The organism is Pseudotenacibaculum haliotis (assembly GCF_042684245.1).
GTDB classification, from domain to species: Bacteria; Bacteroidota; Bacteroidia; order Flavobacteriales; family Flavobacteriaceae; genus Polaribacter; species Polaribacter haliotis_A.
Window position 1 is genome coordinate 526882 of record NZ_JBHULH010000003.1, and the last position, 20216, is coordinate 547097.

Here is a 20216-nt window from a genome sequence, read left to right on the forward strand (position 1 = left end):
ATTATTGTTCCTCTTCAGGAATCAAATGACTGAACAGTTTTACAATGTTGATGAAATCGCCTTGCATTTTCTGGAATTCAGCCTTATCGTCATATCGTTCTACCTGACCTACTACATTTCTTAATAATAATAGGTTGTTGTCTATCTCTTCAAAAACCCATTCAACCTGATCTTTTGGGAATTCAGAGTACCACTCCAATTGCTCTTTAAAGATCTGGAAAAGTGTTTGAGCAGATTTTCGTGCTTTCTCCTTTTCTCCTAATTGATAATAGATCTCAGGATATCCTAAAGACAAGCTATAGTGCCCAAAGTCTTTAATTGGCATCTTTTCTAGAGAAAGATCCAATACTTCAACAGCTTGTATGGTATCACCTTCTATAGCAAATGCTTCTGCCAAACGAATCATGCTGTTACGTAAAGAGATTGCATTCTTTTTGGTTTGCTCATCTAAATAGATCTTACCATCGTTAATGTTACCCCAATCCAATTTCTTAATATTGGTATACATCTTATCAGGATCTATACGTCCCATATCAAACATACCTTCGTTTGGTGTTTTTATAGGTACAAACTTATAAGAAACTCCATCCAATTGTAAGTAGTTCTTTAACCAGATATATTCTTCGGCAGCATAAGCACCTCCTGTAAAATAGATGGGTTGTTTCCAGTCGAAGTTTGCCAAGATATCCAACATTAGAATTCTGTTCTTGGTAATTCCTCTGTCTATCTTAATATCTATATAATCTAACATCTTATCTGCATCTTTGGCAGCTACAATACCATATTTTAGAGCATTCTCTTTATTTACAGGAATTCTGATGTTGTTGGTTGGTAATACTTTTTCAGGGTTTCCATCTTCATCAATGTCATAGAAAGTACGAGGATCATCACTTTCAATCCAAGACATGAATGTCTTAATATCAATAATAGAATCTTTGTACTGTGGGAACAATTGCTCAAAATAGTAAGCCACATCCAAGGTTCCGTATCTGTATTGATCGTGTTCTAATTGTGATGGAATTGGTGGCGCATCATAAGTCTTTCTCTTCATCTGATCTATATACCAATCTGTAGCAAAAAGACTGGTGTTTACCAATTTTATATCTGTTCTTATACCTTCTACTTCTTGCATATACCACAATGGGAAAGTATCATTATCACCAATGGTAAACATGATGGCATTCGGGTCACACGACTCTAAATACGCTTGTGCATTTAAACGTGTTGTGTATCTGTTAGACCTGTCATGATCGTCCCAGTTTTGAGAAGCCATTAATAAAGGAACCGCAGCCAATGATAAAACAGTAACTCCTGTTGCAACCATTTTCTGACTGGCCATTTTTCTTAAAGATTGATAGAGTGCATAGACTCCAAATCCAATCCAAATAGCAAAAATATAGAAGGAACCTACAACGGCATAATCACGTTCTCTAGGTTCAAAAGGTTTTGGGTTTGTATAGAAGATAATGGCAAATCCGGTAAAGATGAAAAAGATCAATAGTGTATAGAAGTTTTCTTTGTCTTTACGAATTTGATACAGCAACCCAATCAGTCCTAAGATAAGAGGTAAGAAATAGTATTTGTTTCTTCCTTTGTTTTCTAGAACATCCGAAGGAAGATTCTCCTGAGGACCTAATCTTCTATTATCAATTGCAGGAATACCGCTCAACCAATTTCCGTTAAACTTATCCAGCATTCCTTGTGTATCGTTCTGGCGACCCACAAAATTCCACATAAAATAACGACCGTACATGTAACCAAACTGGTAGTCGATCATAAACTTCATGTTCTCGGCAAATGTTGGTCTACGCGTACTGTTCTCCGGAATTCCTGTGATAGCCTTGTAAATCTTAATAGACTGATCGCTGGTATTTGTCATCCTCGGAATAAATCCTTTATGACGATCAGAGAAGTTAGGAAGTACTCCTTTGTAGTTGTTTACAATCTCATACTTTCCGTTCTTCTTTTCATATTTAGGCTTATCATCTTTGGTAGGATTCTTAGAATCTTGTTCTCTTCTGTATACGTTTGAGTAATAGGTGTCGTAAAATACATTGGCATCACCGTATTGTTCTCTGTTGTAGTAGGCCAACAATTCTCGTGCACTGGAAGGGTCGTTCTCGTTAATTGTTGTATTTGCATTGGCTCTAATAGGGAGCATCAACCAAGATGAGAATCCGATCATGATAAACAGAACAGATAAGATCAATGTATTGGCTGTAATTTTTTGTGTTTTTCGGGTGTACTTTAATCCAAAGTAAAAAGCAGCAACCAAAATGATTCCGGCAATAATAGTTCCTGAGTTGTATGGCAATCCGATAGAATTGATAAAGAACAATTCGGAAGCACTAAAGAACTTTAATGTAAACGGGAATAAGAATTTAAATACAAAAGCAAGTACCAGTATTGAAATAACGGTAGCAATTACTGTGGTTTTTGCGTTAATAGTATGGTAAGTCTTAAAGAAATACAACAATACGATGGATGGAATTACCAATAAAGAAAGGATGTGAACTCCAAAAGAAAGTCCAACAACAAAACTGATCAATACCAACCACTTGTTTCCTCTAGGAGTATTGATTTCGCTTTCCCACTTTAATCCCAGCCAGAAAAGTACAGCCATTAAGAAAGAAGACATGGCATACACCTCTCCTTCTACCGCACTAAACCAAAAACTATCTGAGAATGTATAGGCCAAAGATCCTACCAAAGCACTACCTAAAACGGCAATGTAAGAACCTTCGGAAACCTCTCCTGATTTCACAGCTAATTTTTTTCCTAAGTTGCTAATGGTCCAGAACATGAACAGAATAGTAAACGCACTTGCCAATGCCGACATGAAGTTTACCATCATAGCAATATTTTCAGGATTACTAGTGAACATCGCAAAGAACGCACCTAACATTTGAAATAGTGGTGCTCCCGGAGGGTGACCTACTTCCAATTTAACAGAAGTAGAGATATACTCCCCGCAATCCCATGAACTAACCGTTGGCTCTAACGTTAATGCGTAGGTAATTAGAGCTATAAGAAATGTCCCCCAACCTAGAATTAGGTTCCATTTTTTGAAGTTTTCTGACGTCATACTATAGTAATATATGGAGGCGAATTTACTAATTTATCACAGAAAAAACGTTTCTAAGTCCAGTAATAGGATAGGATTGATGATAAAACTTTGTTAAAATCAAAAAACTCAATAAAATGTTTGCAGTATCAAAAGATTGATTTAAATTTGCATCCGCAATAAAGGCATTGGCCCATGGTGTAATGGTAACACACCGGTTTTTGGTGCCGTTATTCAAGGTTCGAGTCCTTGTGGGCCAACGAAATCCCGACTTTTTAGAGTCGGGATTTTTTATTTGAAAAAGTTTAAGGATGAGAACTTGCTTACTATAAGCAGGGTTTATCCTGAGCTTGCCGAAGGGAGTCCTTGTGGGCCAACAAAAAACCTCTCAAATTTGAGAGGTTTTTTTCATTTATAGTTTGAATGTGATCACAGGTCTTAAGACGTTTTTTGAGACACTCTTGGTAATGCTTCCGTTAAACAGGCTGGAAAGCCCGCTTCTTCCGTGAGTGCTTAAGGCAATGAGATCGGCATTAATATCTCTAGAGAAATTAGTGATTCCCTTTACCACAGATGTATCGTTATACACGTTAATTGTGCTTTTAGGAATATCCAATCCGTTGATAAAATCTTTGATTTTTTGTTTGGTAACAGACGAGCTTTCAAATTTCCCGATGGTATTTATTTTTAAGAGATGAATTTTGCTTTTAAACAGTTTTGCAAATCCTAAGAATTTCTTGAAAGACTCTTTGTTATCATCTTTAAAATTAGACGCGTATACGAGATCTTTTAATTTGAATTTGTTTGTGTCTGTCTTTACTACTATTACAGGAATTTCGGAAGTTCTAACAATTTTTTCGGTGTTAGAGCCAATAATCATTTCTTCAAAATCAGAAATTCCTTGAGATCCCATGATGATTAAATCGGCATCAATTTTTTTTGAGTAATCTCGAATACCATCATAAGGTGTTTGAAAGCGAATGGCATGTCTAGCTACCTGATCTTCATTAAAATACCTTGACTTTAGATCCAGTAGTTTTTCTTTTACTTTGCGTAAATACATCATGCTTTCCGGGATGCTAAAATTACTCCCAGCCCCCATGTCTACTATTCCGGACGGAAGTTCAACCATATGTAATAAATAGATTTCGCAGCTTGTTTTCTTCCCTATTTTTGCGGCAAGCTTTACCGCGTACTCAGATTTCTGAGAAAAATCCACAGGAACTAATATTTTACTCATAATGAACATAGTTAGATTGTTGGTTGTGGAGGGAAGCTTATTAATTTGCCAACGAGGCTCATTAAATTTACAAAAAATAATTGAATAGTAGGCGTTTGCGTATTAAATAACTAGTTAGTATATTTGCAGCGAAAATCACGAAAACGAAGAGGAAGGGGACATTAAAGTCCCCTCTTTTTATACCTTAATTATGGATCAGGAATTAGTAAGAAAGTTAGTTGATGAGGCGATTGAAGAAAACGATTCTTTATTTCTAATTGATTTGGGATTTTTACCCAATAACAAGATCAAGGTAATTGTTGATGGAGATCAAGGGATTTCACTAAAAGAATGTGTTCGTATCAGCAGACATGTAGAGCATAATTTAGATAGAGAAGAAGAGGATTTTGCATTGGAAGTAACTTCCCCGGATATTACCCAGCCATTGGTAGTTGAGCGTCAATATCAAAAGAACATCAACAGAGTTCTTAAAGTAAAGACCGAAGAAGGCGAAGTTGAAGGAACATTGATCAATGCTAATGAAGAAGGAATCTCTTTGCAATGGAAAGCCAGAGAGCCCAAACCCGTAGGAAAAGGTAAAGTAACCGTAGAAAAGAATGCTACAATAGCATACGAGAATATAAAAGAAGCAAAAGTGAAGATTACATTTTAAGAAGAATATGCAATGGAAAATATAGCGTTAATAGATTCATTTTCGGAGTTTAAAGATATAAAGAGTATAGACAGAGTAACACTAATGTCTATCTTGGAAGAAGTATTCAGAGCCGCGTTAAAACGTAAGTTTGGTTCGGATGATAACTTCGATATCATTATCAACCCTGATAAAGGAGATTTGGAGATTTGGAGAAACAGGATTGTGGTTGCTGATGGTGAAGTAGAAGACGAAAATGAAGAGATCGAATTGACTGAAGCTCAAAAAATTGAGCCAGATTTTGAGATCGGAGAAGATGTGTCTGAAGAAGTAAAATTAGTAGATTTAGGAAGAAGAGCTATTTTGGCATTGCGTCAAAACTTGATTTCTAAGATCCACGAGCACGATAGCACAAATGTTTTCAAACAGTTTAAAGACTTAGAAGGAGACTTGTACAGTGCAGAGGTTCATCATATTCGTCACAATGCAATCATCTTATTGGATGATGAAGGAAACGAGATCGTGTTGCCAAAGAGCGAGCAGATTAGATCAGACTTCTTTAGAAAAGGAGACTCTGTAAGAGGAGTGATCAAAGCTGTTGAACTAAGAGGAAACAAACCGGCAATCATTCTTTCGAGAACATCGCCTGAGTTCTTAGTGAAGTTATTCGAGCAAGAGATTCCGGAAGTATTTGACGGATTGATTACCGTTGAAGGTGTGGCTAGAATCCCAGGTGAGAAAGCAAAAGTAGCTGTAGATTCTTACGATGATAGAATTGATCCTGTTGGAGCTTGTGTGGGAATGAAAGGTTCTAGAATTCATGGAATTGTTCGTGAATTAGGAAATGAGAACATCGATGTAATTAACTATACTAAGAACGAGCAGTTGTTCATTGCCAGAGCATTGAGTCCAGCAAAGATCGTTTCTATGAATATAGAGCAATACGAAGAAGAAAAGAACGGTAAAAAAGGACGTGTAAATGTGTTCTTAAAGCCGGAAGAAGTTTCTAAAGCTATTGGTAAAGGTGGGGTAAACATCCGCTTAGCTAGTGAATTGACCAAATACGAGATCGACGTACAAAGAGAAGGAATTGAAGAAGAAGATGTTGAATTGACTGAATTTGTAGATGAGATCGAAGGATGGGTTATCCAAGAATTTAAAAACATTGGATTAGATACAGCTAAAAGTGTTCTTGAAACTTCAGTAGAAGAATTGTTGAAAAGAACAGATTTAGAAGAAGAAACAATTTTAGATGTTCAACGAATTCTAAAAGAAGAATTTGAAGATTAATCATCAATAAAAAAATAATACTTTTACAAACAAAGGTTACTAAAGTTTATGGCGGAAAGCAAAACAATGAGACTAAATAAAGTGCTGAGAGAATTAAACATTTCTCTTGATAGGGCAGTGGAATATCTTGCGAAGAACGGACATCAGATCGACGCAAGACCTACTACCAAGATATCAGGGGAAGTGTATCAGGTGCTTTTAGATGGTTTCGAAACAGATGCAAACAAACGAGCAGCATCAAAAGAGGTTGGTGAAGAGAAGAGGAAAGAAAAAGAGGCAATTCGCCTTGAGCTTGAAGCCAAACAAGAAAGAAAAAGAGCTGAAGAAGAAAAGAAAGAAGAGGTTCTGAAAGCTAAAGCTGAAAAGCTAGAGTTAAAAACTGTGGGTAAGATCGATATAGATCCAGCTCCAGCTAAGAAAGAAGAACCTGTTACAGAAGTGAAAGAAGAACCGGCTCCGGCTCCAGTTTCAAAAGAACCTGAAGTTGCTCCGGTAAAAGAAGAAGTAAAAGAAGAGGTAAAAGAAGAACCAAAAGAAGAGCCTAAAGTTGAAAAGGTTGAAAAACCAGCACCAGTGGCTCCTAAAAAAGAAGAAGCTCCTAAAGAGCAGAACAAAGGTTCTGAAACCATCAAGACTCAGTATAAAAAACTGGATGGTCCTAAGCTTACAGGAAAGAAAATTGACCTGAAACAATTTGAGAAGGTTAAGAAAAAACCTGAAGACAAAGCAAAGAAACAGGACAACAATAAAAATACTGACGCATCTAAGCGTAAGAGAAAAAGAATCAGCAAACCTGGAGGAGGAACTGCACAAGGAAATCAAAACAGAGGACAAGGACAGAACCGAGGACAAGGAAACAACAGAGGAGGAAATAATAGAAGAGGGCAAAGAAGACCTGTTGTTCAGAAAGAAGAATTGTCAGAAGCTGAAATCCAAAAGCAAGTAAGAGAAACACTTGAAAAGCTTCAAGGAAAATCTAACAAAGGAAAAGGAGCTAAATATAGAAGAGAGAAAAGAGACGCTCACCGTCAGCAAACAGAAGCAGAATTAGCTGCAGCAGCTGAAGAAAGCAAAGTGTTGAAAGTTACAGAATTTGTAACAGTAAGTGAGGTGGCTACCATGATGGATGTTCCTGTAACCAATATCATTTCTGCATGTATGTCTTTAGGAATGATGGTAACAATGAACCAACGTTTGGATGCAGAAACACTTTCAATTGTTGCAGAAGAGTTCAACTATACAGTAGAATTTGTTGGAGCCGAAGTAGAAGAAGCAATCGCAGAGGTAGAAGACAATCCGGAAGATTTAGAAACACGTGCTCCAATTATTACAGTAATGGGTCACGTAGATCACGGAAAAACATCGTTGTTAGATTATATCCGTGAAGCAAACGTAATTGCAGGAGAATCTGGAGGAATTACACAGCACATTGGAGCTTACTCAGTAGAAGTTGAAGGAGGGCAAAGAATTGCTTTCTTAGATACACCGGGTCACGAGGCCTTTACGGCAATGCGTGCTCGTGGAGCTCAGGTTACCGATTTGGTAATTATTGTAATTGCTGCGGATGATGATGTAATGCCACAAACAAAAGAGGCAATTTCTCACGCACAAGCTGCAGGAGTGCCTATTATCTTTGCAATTAACAAAGTAGATAAACCGAATGCAAATCCAGATAAGATCAAAGAGCAATTAGCAAACATGAATTTGTTAGTTGAAGATTGGGGAGGAAGCATTCAATCACAAGATATTTCAGCAAAAACAGGACAAGGTGTTGATGAGTTGTTAGAGAAAGTATTGCTGGAAGCTGAGGTATTGGAATTAAAAGCTAATCCAACTAAGAATGCTGTAGGAACAGTTGTAGAAGCCCTATTAGATAAAGGTAGAGGATATGTATCTACAATCTTAGTACAAGCAGGAACACTTCGTATTGGAGATTACTTATTAGCTGGGAAACACAGTGGTAAAGTAAGAGCCATGTTTGACGAGCGTGGAAACAACCTAAAAGAAGCAGGGCCTTCAACACCGGTATCTATCTTAGGATTAGACGGTGCGCCTCAAGCTGGAGATAAGTTCAATGTATTTGATGATGAGCGTGAAGCAAAACAAATTGCAACCAAGCGTTCACAATTACAACGTGAGCAATCTGTAAGAACTCAGAAGACATTAACACTTGATGAAATTGGAAGACGTATTGCTTTAGGAGATTTCAAAGAGTTAAACATTATCCTAAAAGGAGATGTGGATGGTTCTGTAGAAGCTTTAACAGATTCGTTCCAGAAACTATCTACAGAAGAAATTCAGGTGAACATTCTTCACAAAGGAGTGGGAGCAATCACAGAATCTGATGTGTTATTAGCTTCTGCATCTGATGCGATCATTGTAGGATTTAACGTAAGACCTCAAGGAAATGCTAGAACTGTAGCAGACAAAGAAGAGGTAGATATTAGAACATACTCGATCATTTATGATGCGATCAACGACCTGAAAGATGCAATGGAAGGATTGTTGTCGCCGGAAATGAAAGAAGAAATTACCGGAAATGTTGAAATCAGAGAAGTATATAAGATTTCTAAGGTTGGAAACATTGCAGGTTGTATGGTTATGAACGGTAAGATCTACAGAGATTCTAAAGTAAGAATCATCCGTGAAGGAATTGTAGTGCACGATGGAGAGTTAGCTTCTTTGAAACGATTTAAAGACGATGTAAAAGAAGTAGCTAAAGGATACGATTGTGGACTTCAGATCAAGAACTACAACGACATCAAAGAAGGAGATAATATAGAAGCTTACAAAGAAGTAGCAGTTAAGAAAAAACTGAAATAGTAAGACCTTTAAAAATAAGAAAAACGCCACTGTACAGTGGCGTTTTTTTGTGCAGTAAACTTAGTGTTTTATGATACGTTTCACTTTTTTGACTTCTCCGTTGATCACTATTTTTAAATAATAAACTCCTCGTTTCAATCTCGCTAAATTCAATCTGGCTTTTGTGTTGCCATTATTGAGAGCGATGTTTTTCTGGAGAACTTTATTTCCTCTGTGATTGAAAATAATTAAATCAACACTTGCATTTGAATTGCTATTGAAGTTAACCAATAAATGATGCTTAAAAGGATTTGGGTAAACTTTTAGATTGGTAATTTTAACTTGTTTGTTGTTAGAATTACAATCACCTAAAGTATCACCATGCGCTAAATGAGCACTTACTGCTTGCCAAGCAATACAAAGTGTTTTCTTTCCTTTGTGGCATACCTTTACTTTGTTTTGATGACCTTGGTGACCACATCTTACATCTATTACGTTTACAATTATATCTGCTGTAGTAGAGCATCCATTGGCATCTGTAACTATAACTGTATATGTGGTGGTATCTGTTGGTGATACCAAGATGCTTTGTGTAGTTTCTCCTGTACTCCATAAATAGCTAAAGGGAGCTTGCCCTCCAGAAATAGACTCAACACCAATCGAAGCAGAAGAGGCCGGGGGGTATCCGTAATATACTGTTGGGTTCTCACTAACTGTTATTGTTGGAGATGTTCTTCCGGCAATAGAAAAGTTTTGTGTGATAGAATTGTTCAAAGCGTCAACCACAGTAACATTATAATTCCCGGCAGCAAGATTATCTAGCGTATTGTTTGTAGTTGTATCACCGGTGCTCCATTCATAAGAATAAGGAGCCGTTCCTCCTGAAACGGTCACTGTTGCTGATCCGTCGTCAGTTCCATCACAAGAAGCATCTGTTGTAGAAATATTATCAATACTTAAGGCATCTCCGGTAATATTGGCCGAAAGTAAAGGTTGTGTCAAGCTATAATTTCCTGAGTCTGCTCCGGAAATAGTGAAACCTGTAGTGTTAATGGTGATTCCAACACCTACATTAGGACTTACAAAAGTAAAAACAGGTGTTCCTCCCAGAATTACATCATCAGCACCAATTACTCCTGATAGCACTGCAGTTCCAGAAGCAGTTGCAGTTGTTGTTCCGTCAAAAGCTTTATCATCTCCTGTTAATCCGGTTACAGTCAAACTAGCTACAGTAATATCGGCAGATAAGCTTGGTTGTGTCAATGTGTAATTCCCTGAATCCGTTCCGGAGATTGTAAATCCGGTTGTACTAATACTGATTCCCGTTCCAACATTAGCATCTGCAAAAGTAAATGTAGGAGCGCCCCCTAAAACAACATCATCTCCGGCAACAACTCCTAATAAAGTTGCAGTTCCAGAAACGGTAGCAGTTGTAGTTCCGTCATAAACTTTATTATCTCCAGCAAGTCCGGTAATAGTTAAGTTTGTAGCGGTAATATTTGCAGACAAAGTAGGCTGTGTTAAACTATAATTAGCAGCATCTGCTCCAGAAATAGTAAATCCGGTTGTGTTGATAGTAATTCCAACACCTACATTAGAGCTTACAAAAGTAAAAGTTGGCGATCCTCCTAAGACTACATCATCAGCTCCAATCACTCCAGATAGCGTTGCAGTTCCGGAAGCAGTAGCATTTGTTGTTCCGTCAAAAGCTTTGTTGTCTCCGGTCAGTCCGGTAATAGTTAAGCTTGCAGCGGTAATATCAGCAGATAAAGTAGGTTGTGTCAAGGTGTAATTTCCTGAATCGGTTCCTGAAATAATATATCCGGCTGAGTTAATACTAATTCCTGTTCCAACGTTGGCACTCGCAAAAGTAAATGTAGGAGCGCCTCCTAAAACAACATCATCTCCGGCAACAACTCCTGATAAAGTTGCAGTTCCAGAAACGGTAGTAGTTGTAGTTCCGTCATAAACTTTATTGTCGCCAGCAAGCCCGGTAATAGTTAAGCTTGCAGCAGTAATATCTGCAGATAATGTGGGTTGAGTTAAACTATAATTTCCTGAATCAGCTCCAGAAATAGTAAATCCGGTTGAGTTAATACTAATTCCTGTTCCAACGTTGGTACTTGCAAAAGTAAATATAGGAGCGCCTCCTAAAACAACATCATCTCCGGCAATAACTCCTGATAAAGCTGCAGTTCCGGAAGCGGTAGCATTTGTAGTTCCGTCATAAGTTTTGTTATCTCCGGCAAGCCCGGTAATAGTTAAGCTTGCAGCAGTAATATCTGCAGATAATGTGGGCTGTGTTAAACTGTAATTTCCTGAATCAGCTCCAGAAATAGTAAATCCGGTTGTGCTAATGCTAATTCCTGTTCCAACATTTGCACTTGCAAAAGTAAATACAGGTGCTCCTCCTAAGACTACATCATCAGCTCCAATCACTCCTGTTAATGTTGCGGTTCCTGAAGCGGTAGCATCTGTAGTTCCATCATAAACTTTATTATTTCCGGTAAGCCCGGTAATGGTTAAGTTAACTGCAGTAATGTCTGCAGATAATGTGGGCTGTGTTAAACTATAATTTCCTGAATCAGCTCCAGAAATAGTAAATCCGGTTGTGTTAATACTAATTCCTGTTCCAACATTGGCACTTGCAAAAGTAAATACTGGTGCTCCTCCTAGAGTTACATCGTCAGCTCCAATGACTCCAGATAGCGTTGCAGTTCCGGAAGCAGTTGCATTTGTAGTTCCGTCAAAAACTTTGTTGTCTCCGGCAAGCCCGGTAATAGTTAAGTTTGCAGCAGTAATATCTGCGGATAATGTAGGCTGTATTAAAGTGTAATTACCAGCATCTGCACCAGTTAATGTATATCCGGTTGTGGTAATGGTGATTCCAGTGCCAACATTACTTGTGGCAAAAGTAAAAACAGGCGATCCACTCAAGCTTACATCATCTCCTGCATTGACTCCTGATAATGTTGCAGCTCCAGAAACAGTAGCATTTGCTGTTCCGTCATAGGTCTTATTGTTTCCTGTCAGTCCTGTAATAGTTACAGTTGCTGCGCCTGTAGTATCATTAGCATTTAATCCGGTAGTTTCATAAGTTTCAATTCCAGCACAATCGTTGTACGCATAGATTTGGAAAAAATAGGTTGTTCCCGTATTTAATCCTGTGATTGTAATATTAGGAGAATCTGAGTTTCCAAAATAAACAGCTTGTTGTCCGGAGTTGTTCCAATTGAGATTTGCAATAGGCTCATCTCCGTCGCTTGGAGCGGTAAAACTATTTGAATCATTAATATAGATGGCATACCCATCAACTCCTCCTGTTGGAGCAGTAAAGTTGCTCAAGGTTAAAGTTGAAGAAGATTCTGCTCCAAAAATAGCACTAGTAGCTTGAGCTGTTGGTGCTCCGCAAACAAAGAAAAGACTTCCTAAAAAATCGTCAACAACAACTCCTACATGAGGATAATCTCCAAAGGTCCAATTGCTTGCTGTATCATACACTTGTGCCAAGCAGTCTGCTGCAGTACTGTTACATTCTGTGGCTCCTGTATATCTACCTTCTCCTGAGAAAGATAAAATTTGAGATGGTGATAGTCCTGTACCGGCAGAGATAAAAGGAGTTCCGTCATCTCCATCAACAGCTGTTAAAAAAATTCCCGGAGCGGCTCTTGTTCCTGTAATAGCAACAAAATCTTCTGCTGTTCCAAAATTGAAACCGGCTTCTATTTCGTCTACGGTTCCTACAGAAGCTGTTTCTAAAGATCCATCGGCATCAAAAATAGTAACCACAGTTCCTGCTGGAATAGTGCTTCCTGTATTGTTTTCCCATAAAAGTTCTCCTTCGCCAGTTGGTGTAGCAAAAGCAGTTCCGTTCCATTCTTCATCAATGAAACGAATGGAGGTTCCGGCTGGAGCATCGTCTATAAGTAAGAAGGTAAGTCCATCTTCTTCATCTGTTGATCCATTGTCGGAATGATAAGATAGTATGGCAATATCTCCCGGAGCATCAATAACCCCGTTGTCATTTTGCGCATACGTTTGGTTGTAAAAGAATATCGTTAGAGCTAACGATAAAATTACACGAGTAATGTTTTTCATAATAATAAGTTTTGATGGTGAAAGAGGGCAACTAAAAGTAGCTAAAAAAGACTCTCAAAGCCTTGCTGTTGCTGGTTTTCAGGTAGTTTTAACTATAAGAACAGGTGTATATACCTATACTAGAAAAACGAATTTTAATACTCGTATGAATGTGAGGATGTGGAAAAACGAATTATTTTCCGAGAGGAACGACAATTACGCCTGCGCCAAATTTCTTTTTAAGGCCTAATTCGTTTAAAATTCGATCGGCTTCCAGCTCACTTTTGTAGAGTCCGATCTGAATTTTCCATTCTGGTTGGCTGTAAGTTAAGTAGGTTTTTATGTCGGGAAATTCTATTCTAAACTTGGCTTGCATCTTTCTTGCTTCGACCTCAAAACCATTATATAATTGAATTCTATATCCGTACCCAAACTTCTTGTTAAAGTCTCTTTTTTTAGAAATAAGCTCTGTAATTAACTCACTATCAGTTTTTTGCTCTTGAGCAATGGATTGCTGAGCGGTAAAAACAAGAACGAATAAGAACGAAAAAAATAGACTGTGCCTTTTCATAAAAAAAATGTTGCTTACAAAGGTAACGAGTTGACCAGAAATAAATTGAAATTCCATCTTATTTAGAACAGTTATAAATTAGAATTTAACATTCCTTTTGCATTTCAAAATTTAGTTATATGTACTACTTTTGTGCAACTAATTAGGTGGGGTCTTTGTGCCCGTTTTAATTAGGATTTTTAGCAACAAGATACTAAACTATAGTTTGTAAATATGAAAAGTGTAGATCTACACAATCGACTAGCCAAAGTACTTCTAAAAAGTTTTACATTCCTATTATTATTTTCTTTCAGTTTAAATGCTGTAGCGCAAGATGCTGCGGTAGATGAAGCACGTCAGAAAGAAGGAAGGAAAATTTTCAAATCTCTATGTTCTTCTTGTCACAAGTTGGATAAGAAATTCATTGGCCCTGCCTTAGGAGGTGTTGAAGAAAGAAGAGAAAATGATTGGTTAAAAGCATGGATTAAAGACAATGCAGCTTTAAGAGCTACTGGCGATAGAGATGCAATTGCAATCTTTGAAGAGTACAACGGGTCAAACATGACTGCGTTCCCACAGTTGACAGATCAGCAGATCGATGATATTCTTTACTATACGACTGTTGGAGATCCTAAGCCAAAAGGTGTAGATGGAGGAACGGTAGTAGCTACTGAAAAAGCTGAATCGCCAAAATGGTTGATTTGGATTTTAGCAGGTGTAATTGTTTCTGCTTTCTTAGTGATCGCTGCTTTATTAAAGACGATCAGCGAATTGAAAGGAGCTCCAAAAACTCCAGGTTTATGGGGGAACACTTTAGAAGTTTGGGAAGGATTAAAGAGAAATACATTCTTACATGTAGCAGGAACAATCATGATGTTGTTTATTGTTGCGTATTTCACCTTCGGGGCTTTATTTACAGTTGGTGTAGATCAAGGGTATCAACCAGTACAACCAATTGCATTCTCTCACAAGATTCACGCAGGAGACAATAAGATTGATTGTCAGTACTGTCACTCATCAGCAAAACACAGTAAAACTTCAGGTATTCCTTCAGTAAATGTATGTATGAACTGTCATAAGAACATTTCTGAAGTAGCTGAGGATACTAAATTAGATGGATATTCAACAGCTCAATTAAATGCAGAGATTCAAAAGATCTATGATGCTGCAGGTTGGGATCCAGATAAATTAGAATATACAGGAGTAACGAAGCCTATCAAATGGGTACGTGTACACGACTTACCAGATTTCGCTTACTTTAACCACTCACAACACGTTACCGTTGGAGGAATTGAGTGTCAGAAATGTCACGGTCCGGTAGAAACAATGGATGAATTGTATCAGTTTGCTCCATTAACTATGGGATGGTGTATTGACTGTCACAGAGAGACGAAAGTTGACTTAAAAGGAAACGAGTACTATCAAAAAATTCACAAGCAACTAGCTAAGAAATATGGAGTTGAGCAAGTTACTATTGCACAATTAGGAGGGCTAGAATGCGGTAAGTGTCATTATTAATAAATCAGAAAGTAGATAAATTCGAATATAAATGGCTTCAAACAAAAAATACTGGCAAAGTGTTGCGGAACTAGAAGATAGTTCTATCGTAGAAACACTAAGCAAGAATGAGTTTGTAGAAGAGATTCCTACAGATGAATTTTTAGGAGACAAGGAAACACTAGAAAATTCATCAACCTCAAGAAGAGATTTTCTTAAATATGTTGGGTTTACCACTGCGGCAGCTAGTTTAGCAGCTTGTGAAGGACCTGTGAGAAAATCTATTCCTTACGTAGTAAAACCAGACGATACTATTGTAGGTGTTGCAGATTGGTATGCTTCTTCCATCGCTAATGGTCAAGACTTTGCTAATATCTTAGTTAAGACTCGTGAAGGACGCCCTATCTTAGTAATGCCAAACAAAGAAGCAGGAGGTGTTACCAATGCGAGAGTTCAGGCATCTGTATTGTCTCTATACGACAATCAACTTCGTTTAAAAGAACCTAAGAAAGATGGTCAGCCAATCACTTGGGGGAATGCTCACAAACAAATTGGTGAGAAATTAAATGAACTAAAGACAAATAATGAAACTGTTATTTTATTAACAGGTACATTAGCAAGTCCTTCTACAGAGCAAATCGTTTCCGAATTTATCACAGCTTATCCTAATGTGAAGCACGTATCCTATGATGCAATTTCAGAGAGCGGTGCTGCAGATGCTTTTGAAGCGGTGTTTGGAACCAGAGCGGTGCCAAATTATCATTTCGATAAAGCAGAAGCAATCGTTTCTTTTGGAGCGGATTTCTTAGTTGACTGGCATGGAGGATTTGAAAAAGGGTATGCAGTAAGCAGAGATCCTAATTCAGGTCACATGTCTCACCATGTTCAGTTTGAGGCAAACATGTCTTTAACAGGAGCAAATGCAGATAAGCGTGTAGTTACTAAAGCATCTGATCAAGTATTTGCTTTGATCAATTTATATAACGCCATCACTGGATCAAGTTTGCCTTCTAAATCAACTCCGGTTGATGCAGAAGTAAAAATAGCAGCAGCTGCATTGAAAAAAGCAGGTTCTAAAGCTGTAGTTGTAACAGGATCTAATGATAAAAATGCACAATTGATTGCATTTGCAATTAATGATGCATTGCAAAGTGAAGTGTTTGACGCTTCTAATCCTTTACATATTAGAAAAGGAAATGATGCAGAATTAGCACAAGCTATTGCTGACATGAAAGCTGGAAAAGTTGGAGGTATTATTACTTACAATGTTGATCCGGTATACAACTTAGCATCAAGCGCTGATTTTGCTGAAGGATTAAAGAAGGTGAAATTATCAGCAGCAATCACATTACAAGATGATGCTACTGCTAATGCTACTCAATATGCATTGCCAATTTCTCATTACTTAGAGTCTTGGGGAGATGTAATGATCACTGAAGGTCATTATGGATTAATGCAGCCTACCATTCAAAAATTATTTAACACAGAGCAATTCCAAGACATCTTATTAAAGTGGTCTGGAAATTCAACTGCATATTACGATTACTTAAAAGCATTCTGGTCTGCTAATGTATTAGGAGGACAATCTTGGAACCAAGCATTACACGATGGGTTCTTTAAGAAAGAAGGAACTGCAGAAGTAAGTAAAGCTACAGTTGATTTAGCTGCTGCTGCTAGTGCATTAAGAAGCGCTACAAAAGGTGGAGACGGATTTGAATTGGTGTTGTACTCTTCTACAGGGTTAGGAGATGGAAAAGAAGCTAACAACCCTTGGTTGCAAGAGTTCCCGGATCCTATTACTAGAGCATCTTGGGATAACTACTTGACAGTTTCTATTAGTGATGCTGATAAATTCGGTTTCAAAAACCCAGTAAAAGATAATGGAGCTATCAACGGTAACTATGTGAAGATTACTGTAAATGGAGTTACCATTGAAAATATTCCGGTAATGATCCAACCAGGACAAGCACCGGGAACAGTTGGTTTAGCCTTAGGATATGGTAGAAAGACCAACTTAAAAGATGAAATGCAAGTTGGAGTTAATGCATATGCTTTATATGCTAACGGAAACAATGTTCAGTACGGAGTAACTATCGAGAAAACTTCGGGAGCTGTTCATGAATTTGCATGTATTCAGGTACAAAAAACAATTGCAGGACGTCACGATATCTTAAAAGAAGTTTCTTTAAAAGATTATAATGATCACTCATTAGATCCTAAGCACACTTGGAACAAACCAGCAATGGTTTCTTACGATCACCAAGAAGTAGAGGCGAAGAGTATTGATCTTTGGGATACTCATGACAGATCATTAGGACACCACTTTAACTTATCTATCGATTTAAGTTCTTGTACAGGATGTGGTGCTTGTGTGATTGCATGTCATGCAGAGAACAACGTACCTGTAGTAGGTAAGAAAGAGATGAGAGTAGGTAGAGATATGCACTGGTTGCGTATTGACCGTTACTACTCTTCAGAAATAGAAACAAGAGAAGAAGCATTAGAAGCTGGTAAGAGAGGTGGAGAATTGTTTAGAGTGTTAGAAACATCTGCAGAGAATCCATCTGTAACTTTCCAACCAATGATGTGTCAACACTGTAACCACGCTCCTTGTGAGACTGTATGTCCTGTAGCTGCTACAACACACGGTCGTCAAGGTCAAAACCAAATGACTTATAACAGATGTGTGGGTACAAGATATTGTGCAAACAACTGTCCTTATAGAGTTCGTCGTTTCAACTGGTTCAACTATGCTGATAACAATGAGTTCGACTTCAACATGAACAACGAGTACGGAAAGATGGTATTAAACCCAGATGTAGTAGTTCGTTCAAGAGGAGTTATGGAAAAGTGTTCTATGTGTATTCAAATGACTCAAGCTACTATCTTAAAAGCGAAGAGAGAAGGAAGACCTGTAGAAAAAGGAGAATTTGCTACAGCATGTTCTGAAGCTTGTACAACTGGAGCTATGGTCTTTGGAGATGTAAACAACAAAGAAGACAAAGTAGCAGAATTAGTAGACGATAAAAGAGCTTTCCACGTGTTAGATTACATTCAAACAAAACCGAATGTAGTGTATCAAGTGAAAGTAAGAAATACAAACGAAGCGTAATTAAAAATTAAGATATAAGAATATGTCTCATTACGAAGCACCCATAAGAGAACCCTTAGTATTAGGTGATAAGAGTTACCACGACATTACAGAGGATATTGCTAGACCTATAGAAGGAAAAGCAAATAAGAACTGGTACATGGCGTTTTATATTTCTTTAGCAGCAATGCTTTGGGGATTTGGATGTATCTTCTATACCATAGGAACTGGTATTGGAGTTTGGGGATTAAGTAAAAACATTGGTTGGGCATGGGATATCACCAACTTTGTATGGTGGGTAGGTATTGGTCACGCCGGAACCTTAATCTCTGCAGTACTATTATTATTCCGTCAAAAATGGAGAATGGCAATTAACCGTTCTGCTGAGGCGATGACAATCTTTGCGGTATTCCAAGCAGGATTGTTCCCAATTATTCACATGGGTCGTCCATGGAACGGATACTGGGTGTTACCTATTCCAAACCAATTTGGATCGTTATGGGTAAACTTTAACTCTCCGTTATTATGGGATGTATTTGCGATCTCTACCTATTTATCTGTATCATTGGTATTCTGGTGGACAGGATTGTTACCTGACTTCGCAATGATTCGTGATAGAGCGGTAAAACCTTTCCAAAAGAAGATTTATTCTTTATTATCTTTCGGATGGTCTGGTAGAGCAAAAGATTGGCAACGTTTTGAAGAAGTATCATTAGTATTAGCAGGTTTAGCTACTCCGTTAGTACTTTCTGTACACACAATTGTATCGATGGACTTCGCAACGTCAATCAACCCGGGATGGCACTCAACCATCTTCCCTCCTTACTTCGTTGCCGGGGCAATCTTCTCAGGATTTGCAATGGTACAAACGTTACTAGGAGTTATGCGTAAAGTAACAAATTTAGAGGCTTACATTACACGTTTACACGTAGAGTATATGAACGTGGTAATCATCTTAACAGGTGGTATTGTAGCTGTAGCATATTCAACAGAATTCTTTATCGCTTGGTATACTGGTTCTCCTTATGAAGATTATACATATTTATCATTAGGAGCTGAAGCAGGACCTTACGGATGGGCATTCTGGTCATTATTAATCTTCAACATTTTTATTCCACAGTTATTATGGTTTAAAAAGATTAGAAGAAGTTTTATTTGGTCTTTCTTGATTTCGATTGCAATCAACATCGGAATGTGGTTCGAGCGTTTTGATATCATCGCAATTGTATTAAGTAAAGGTCACTTACCATCAACTTGGTGGCGTTTTGAGCCTACTTTCGTTGACGTAGGTATATTTATCGGAACGATTGGTTTCTTCTTTGTACTGTTCTTATTGTATGCAAGAACCTTCCCGGTAATTGCACAGGCAGAGGTGAAGACAATTTTGAAATCATCAGGAGAGAATTATAAAAAATTAAGAGACGGTAATCATGAGTAGTAAAGTAATTCACGCATTATACAATGATGATGAAGTAGTGCTGGAAGCTGTTAAGAAAGTAAAAGCAGCCAATCATCATATCGAAGAAGTATTTTGTCCGTTCCCGGTTCACGGATTGGATAAAGCCATGGGATTAGCACCTACAAGAATTGCGATTGCATCATTCTTTTATGGATTGACAGGTTTATCAATTGCGATTTGGTTAACATGGTACACTATGATTGATAACTGGCCTCAAGATATTGGTGGTAAACCAAGTTTTAGCTGGGGAGAAAACATGCCGGCATTTGTACCGATCATGTTTGAATTAACAGTATTCTTTGCTGCCCACTTAATGGTAATTACCTTTTACATGAGAAGTAGAATCTGGCCATTTAAAAAAGCAGAGAACCCAGATCCAAGAACAACAGATGATCACTTCTTGATGGAAGTGCCAGTTCACGGAGACGAAGAAGAATTAACTGCTTTGTTAAAAGAAACTGGAGCAGTAGAAATAAACGTGGTTGAAGTAGAAGACGCACACTAAATAGTAACAA

General features: G+C 37.8%; 11 protein-coding genes and 1 tRNA gene. 8 read left to right on the forward strand and 4 right to left on the reverse strand.

Annotation, left to right across the window (positions count from 1 at the left end; all coding sequences use genetic code 11):
* Position 1: 1 nt before the first annotated feature.
* Positions 2-3085 (reverse strand): protein O-mannosyl-transferase family, encoded by a 3084-nt coding sequence (locus tag ACFSRZ_RS08175; protein ID WP_379666055.1) that lies wholly within the window; start codon positions 3083-3085, stop codon positions 2-4.
* A gap of 168 nt (positions 3086-3253) precedes the next feature.
* Here ACFSRZ_RS08175 and ACFSRZ_RS08180 point away from each other — a divergent pair.
* Positions 3254-3324: transfer RNA gene (locus tag ACFSRZ_RS08180), tRNA-Gln, on the forward strand.
* Between the two features lie 152 nt (positions 3325-3476).
* Here ACFSRZ_RS08180 and ACFSRZ_RS08185 read toward each other — a convergent pair.
* Positions 3477-4304, reverse strand: coding sequence for a universal stress protein (locus tag ACFSRZ_RS08185; protein WP_379666056.1), 828 nt, complete (start codon positions 4302-4304; stop codon positions 3477-3479).
* Between the two features lie 190 nt (positions 4305-4494).
* Between ACFSRZ_RS08185 and rimP the strand changes: the two genes are divergently transcribed.
* The 3 genes from rimP to infB are packed head-to-tail and all read left to right on the forward strand — an operon-like array spanning position 4495 to position 9048.
* Complete coding sequence (gene rimP / locus ACFSRZ_RS08190; RefSeq protein ID WP_379666057.1) at positions 4495-4956, forward strand: ribosome assembly cofactor RimP; 462 nt, start codon at positions 4495-4497, stop codon at positions 4954-4956.
* A 12-nt stretch (positions 4957-4968) separates the two neighbouring features.
* Positions 4969-6225 carry a transcription termination factor NusA gene (nusA, locus tag ACFSRZ_RS08195; RefSeq protein WP_379666058.1) on the forward strand — a complete coding sequence of 419 codons (1257 nt, stop codon included), beginning with the start codon at positions 4969-4971 and terminating at the stop codon, positions 6223-6225.
* A gap of 48 nt (positions 6226-6273) precedes the next feature.
* Positions 6274-9048 (forward strand): translation initiation factor IF-2, encoded by a 2775-nt coding sequence (gene infB, locus ACFSRZ_RS08200; protein WP_379666059.1) that lies wholly within the window; start codon positions 6274-6276, stop codon positions 9046-9048.
* A 60-nt stretch (positions 9049-9108) separates the two neighbouring features.
* Here infB and ACFSRZ_RS08205 read toward each other — a convergent pair whose 3' ends face one another.
* Both ACFSRZ_RS08205 and ACFSRZ_RS08210 read right to left on the reverse strand, forming a co-directional pair.
* Positions 9109-13125: a YDG domain-containing protein gene (locus ACFSRZ_RS08205; RefSeq protein ID WP_379666060.1), complete on the reverse strand. Its 4017-nt coding sequence runs from the start codon at positions 13123-13125 to the stop codon at positions 9109-9111.
* Between the two features lie 172 nt (positions 13126-13297).
* A complete protein-coding gene (locus ACFSRZ_RS08210) occupies positions 13298-13675 on the reverse strand; it encodes an SPOR domain-containing protein (protein ID WP_379666061.1) in 378 nt (125 codons plus the stop codon).
* Between the two features lie 213 nt (positions 13676-13888).
* Here ACFSRZ_RS08210 and ACFSRZ_RS08215 point away from each other — a divergent pair, with 213 nt between their 5' ends.
* Genes ACFSRZ_RS08215 through ACFSRZ_RS08230 form a run of 4 tightly spaced genes read left to right on the forward strand, consistent with a single transcriptional unit; the run spans position 13889 to position 20206 of the window.
* The gene (locus ACFSRZ_RS08215; RefSeq protein ID WP_379666062.1) at positions 13889-15172 is read left to right on the forward strand and encodes a cytochrome c3 family protein; all 1284 of its coding nucleotides are present in this window, start codon (positions 13889-13891) and stop codon (positions 15170-15172) included.
* A gap of 31 nt (positions 15173-15203) precedes the next feature.
* A complete protein-coding gene (locus tag ACFSRZ_RS08220) occupies positions 15204-18263 on the forward strand; it encodes a TAT-variant-translocated molybdopterin oxidoreductase (RefSeq protein WP_379666063.1) in 3060 nt (1019 codons plus the stop codon).
* A gap of 22 nt (positions 18264-18285) precedes the next feature.
* A complete protein-coding gene (nrfD, locus tag ACFSRZ_RS08225) occupies positions 18286-19680 on the forward strand; it encodes an NrfD/PsrC family molybdoenzyme membrane anchor subunit (protein ID WP_379666064.1) in 1395 nt (464 codons plus the stop codon).
* Positions 19670-20206: a DUF3341 domain-containing protein gene (locus ACFSRZ_RS08230; RefSeq protein WP_379666077.1), complete on the forward strand. Its 537-nt coding sequence runs from the start codon at positions 19670-19672 to the stop codon at positions 20204-20206. Before nrfD ends, ACFSRZ_RS08230 begins: the two co-directional genes overlap by 11 nt.
* The last annotated feature ends 10 nt before the right edge of the window (positions 20207-20216 follow it).

Excerpts from the sequence above, each read along its gene's own strand:
- ACFSRZ_RS08220 (WP_379666063.1), top strand. The coding sequence starts at position 15,204 with ATGGCTTCAAACAAAAAATACTGGCAAAGTGTTGCGGAACTAGAAGAT.
- ACFSRZ_RS08175 (WP_379666055.1), bottom strand. The coding sequence starts at position 3,085 with ATGACGTCAGAAAACTTCAAAAAATGGAACCTAATTCTAGGTTGGGGG.
- infB (WP_379666059.1), top strand. The coding sequence starts at position 6,274 with ATGGCGGAAAGCAAAACAATGAGACTAAATAAAGTGCTGAGAGAATTA.
- rimP (WP_379666057.1), top strand. The coding sequence starts at position 4,495 with ATGGATCAGGAATTAGTAAGAAAGTTAGTTGATGAGGCGATTGAAGAA.
- ACFSRZ_RS08215 (WP_379666062.1), top strand. The coding sequence starts at position 13,889 with ATGAAAAGTGTAGATCTACACAATCGACTAGCCAAAGTACTTCTAAAA.
- ACFSRZ_RS08205 (WP_379666060.1), bottom strand. The coding sequence starts at position 13,125 with ATGAAAAACATTACTCGTGTAATTTTATCGTTAGCTCTAACGATATTC.
- nrfD (WP_379666064.1), top strand. The coding sequence starts at position 18,286 with ATGTCTCATTACGAAGCACCCATAAGAGAACCCTTAGTATTAGGTGAT.
- ACFSRZ_RS08210 (WP_379666061.1), bottom strand. The coding sequence starts at position 13,675 with ATGAAAAGGCACAGTCTATTTTTTTCGTTCTTATTCGTTCTTGTTTTT.
- nusA (WP_379666058.1), top strand. The coding sequence starts at position 4,969 with ATGGAAAATATAGCGTTAATAGATTCATTTTCGGAGTTTAAAGATATA.
- ACFSRZ_RS08185 (WP_379666056.1), bottom strand. The coding sequence starts at position 4,304 with ATGAGTAAAATATTAGTTCCTGTGGATTTTTCTCAGAAATCTGAGTAC.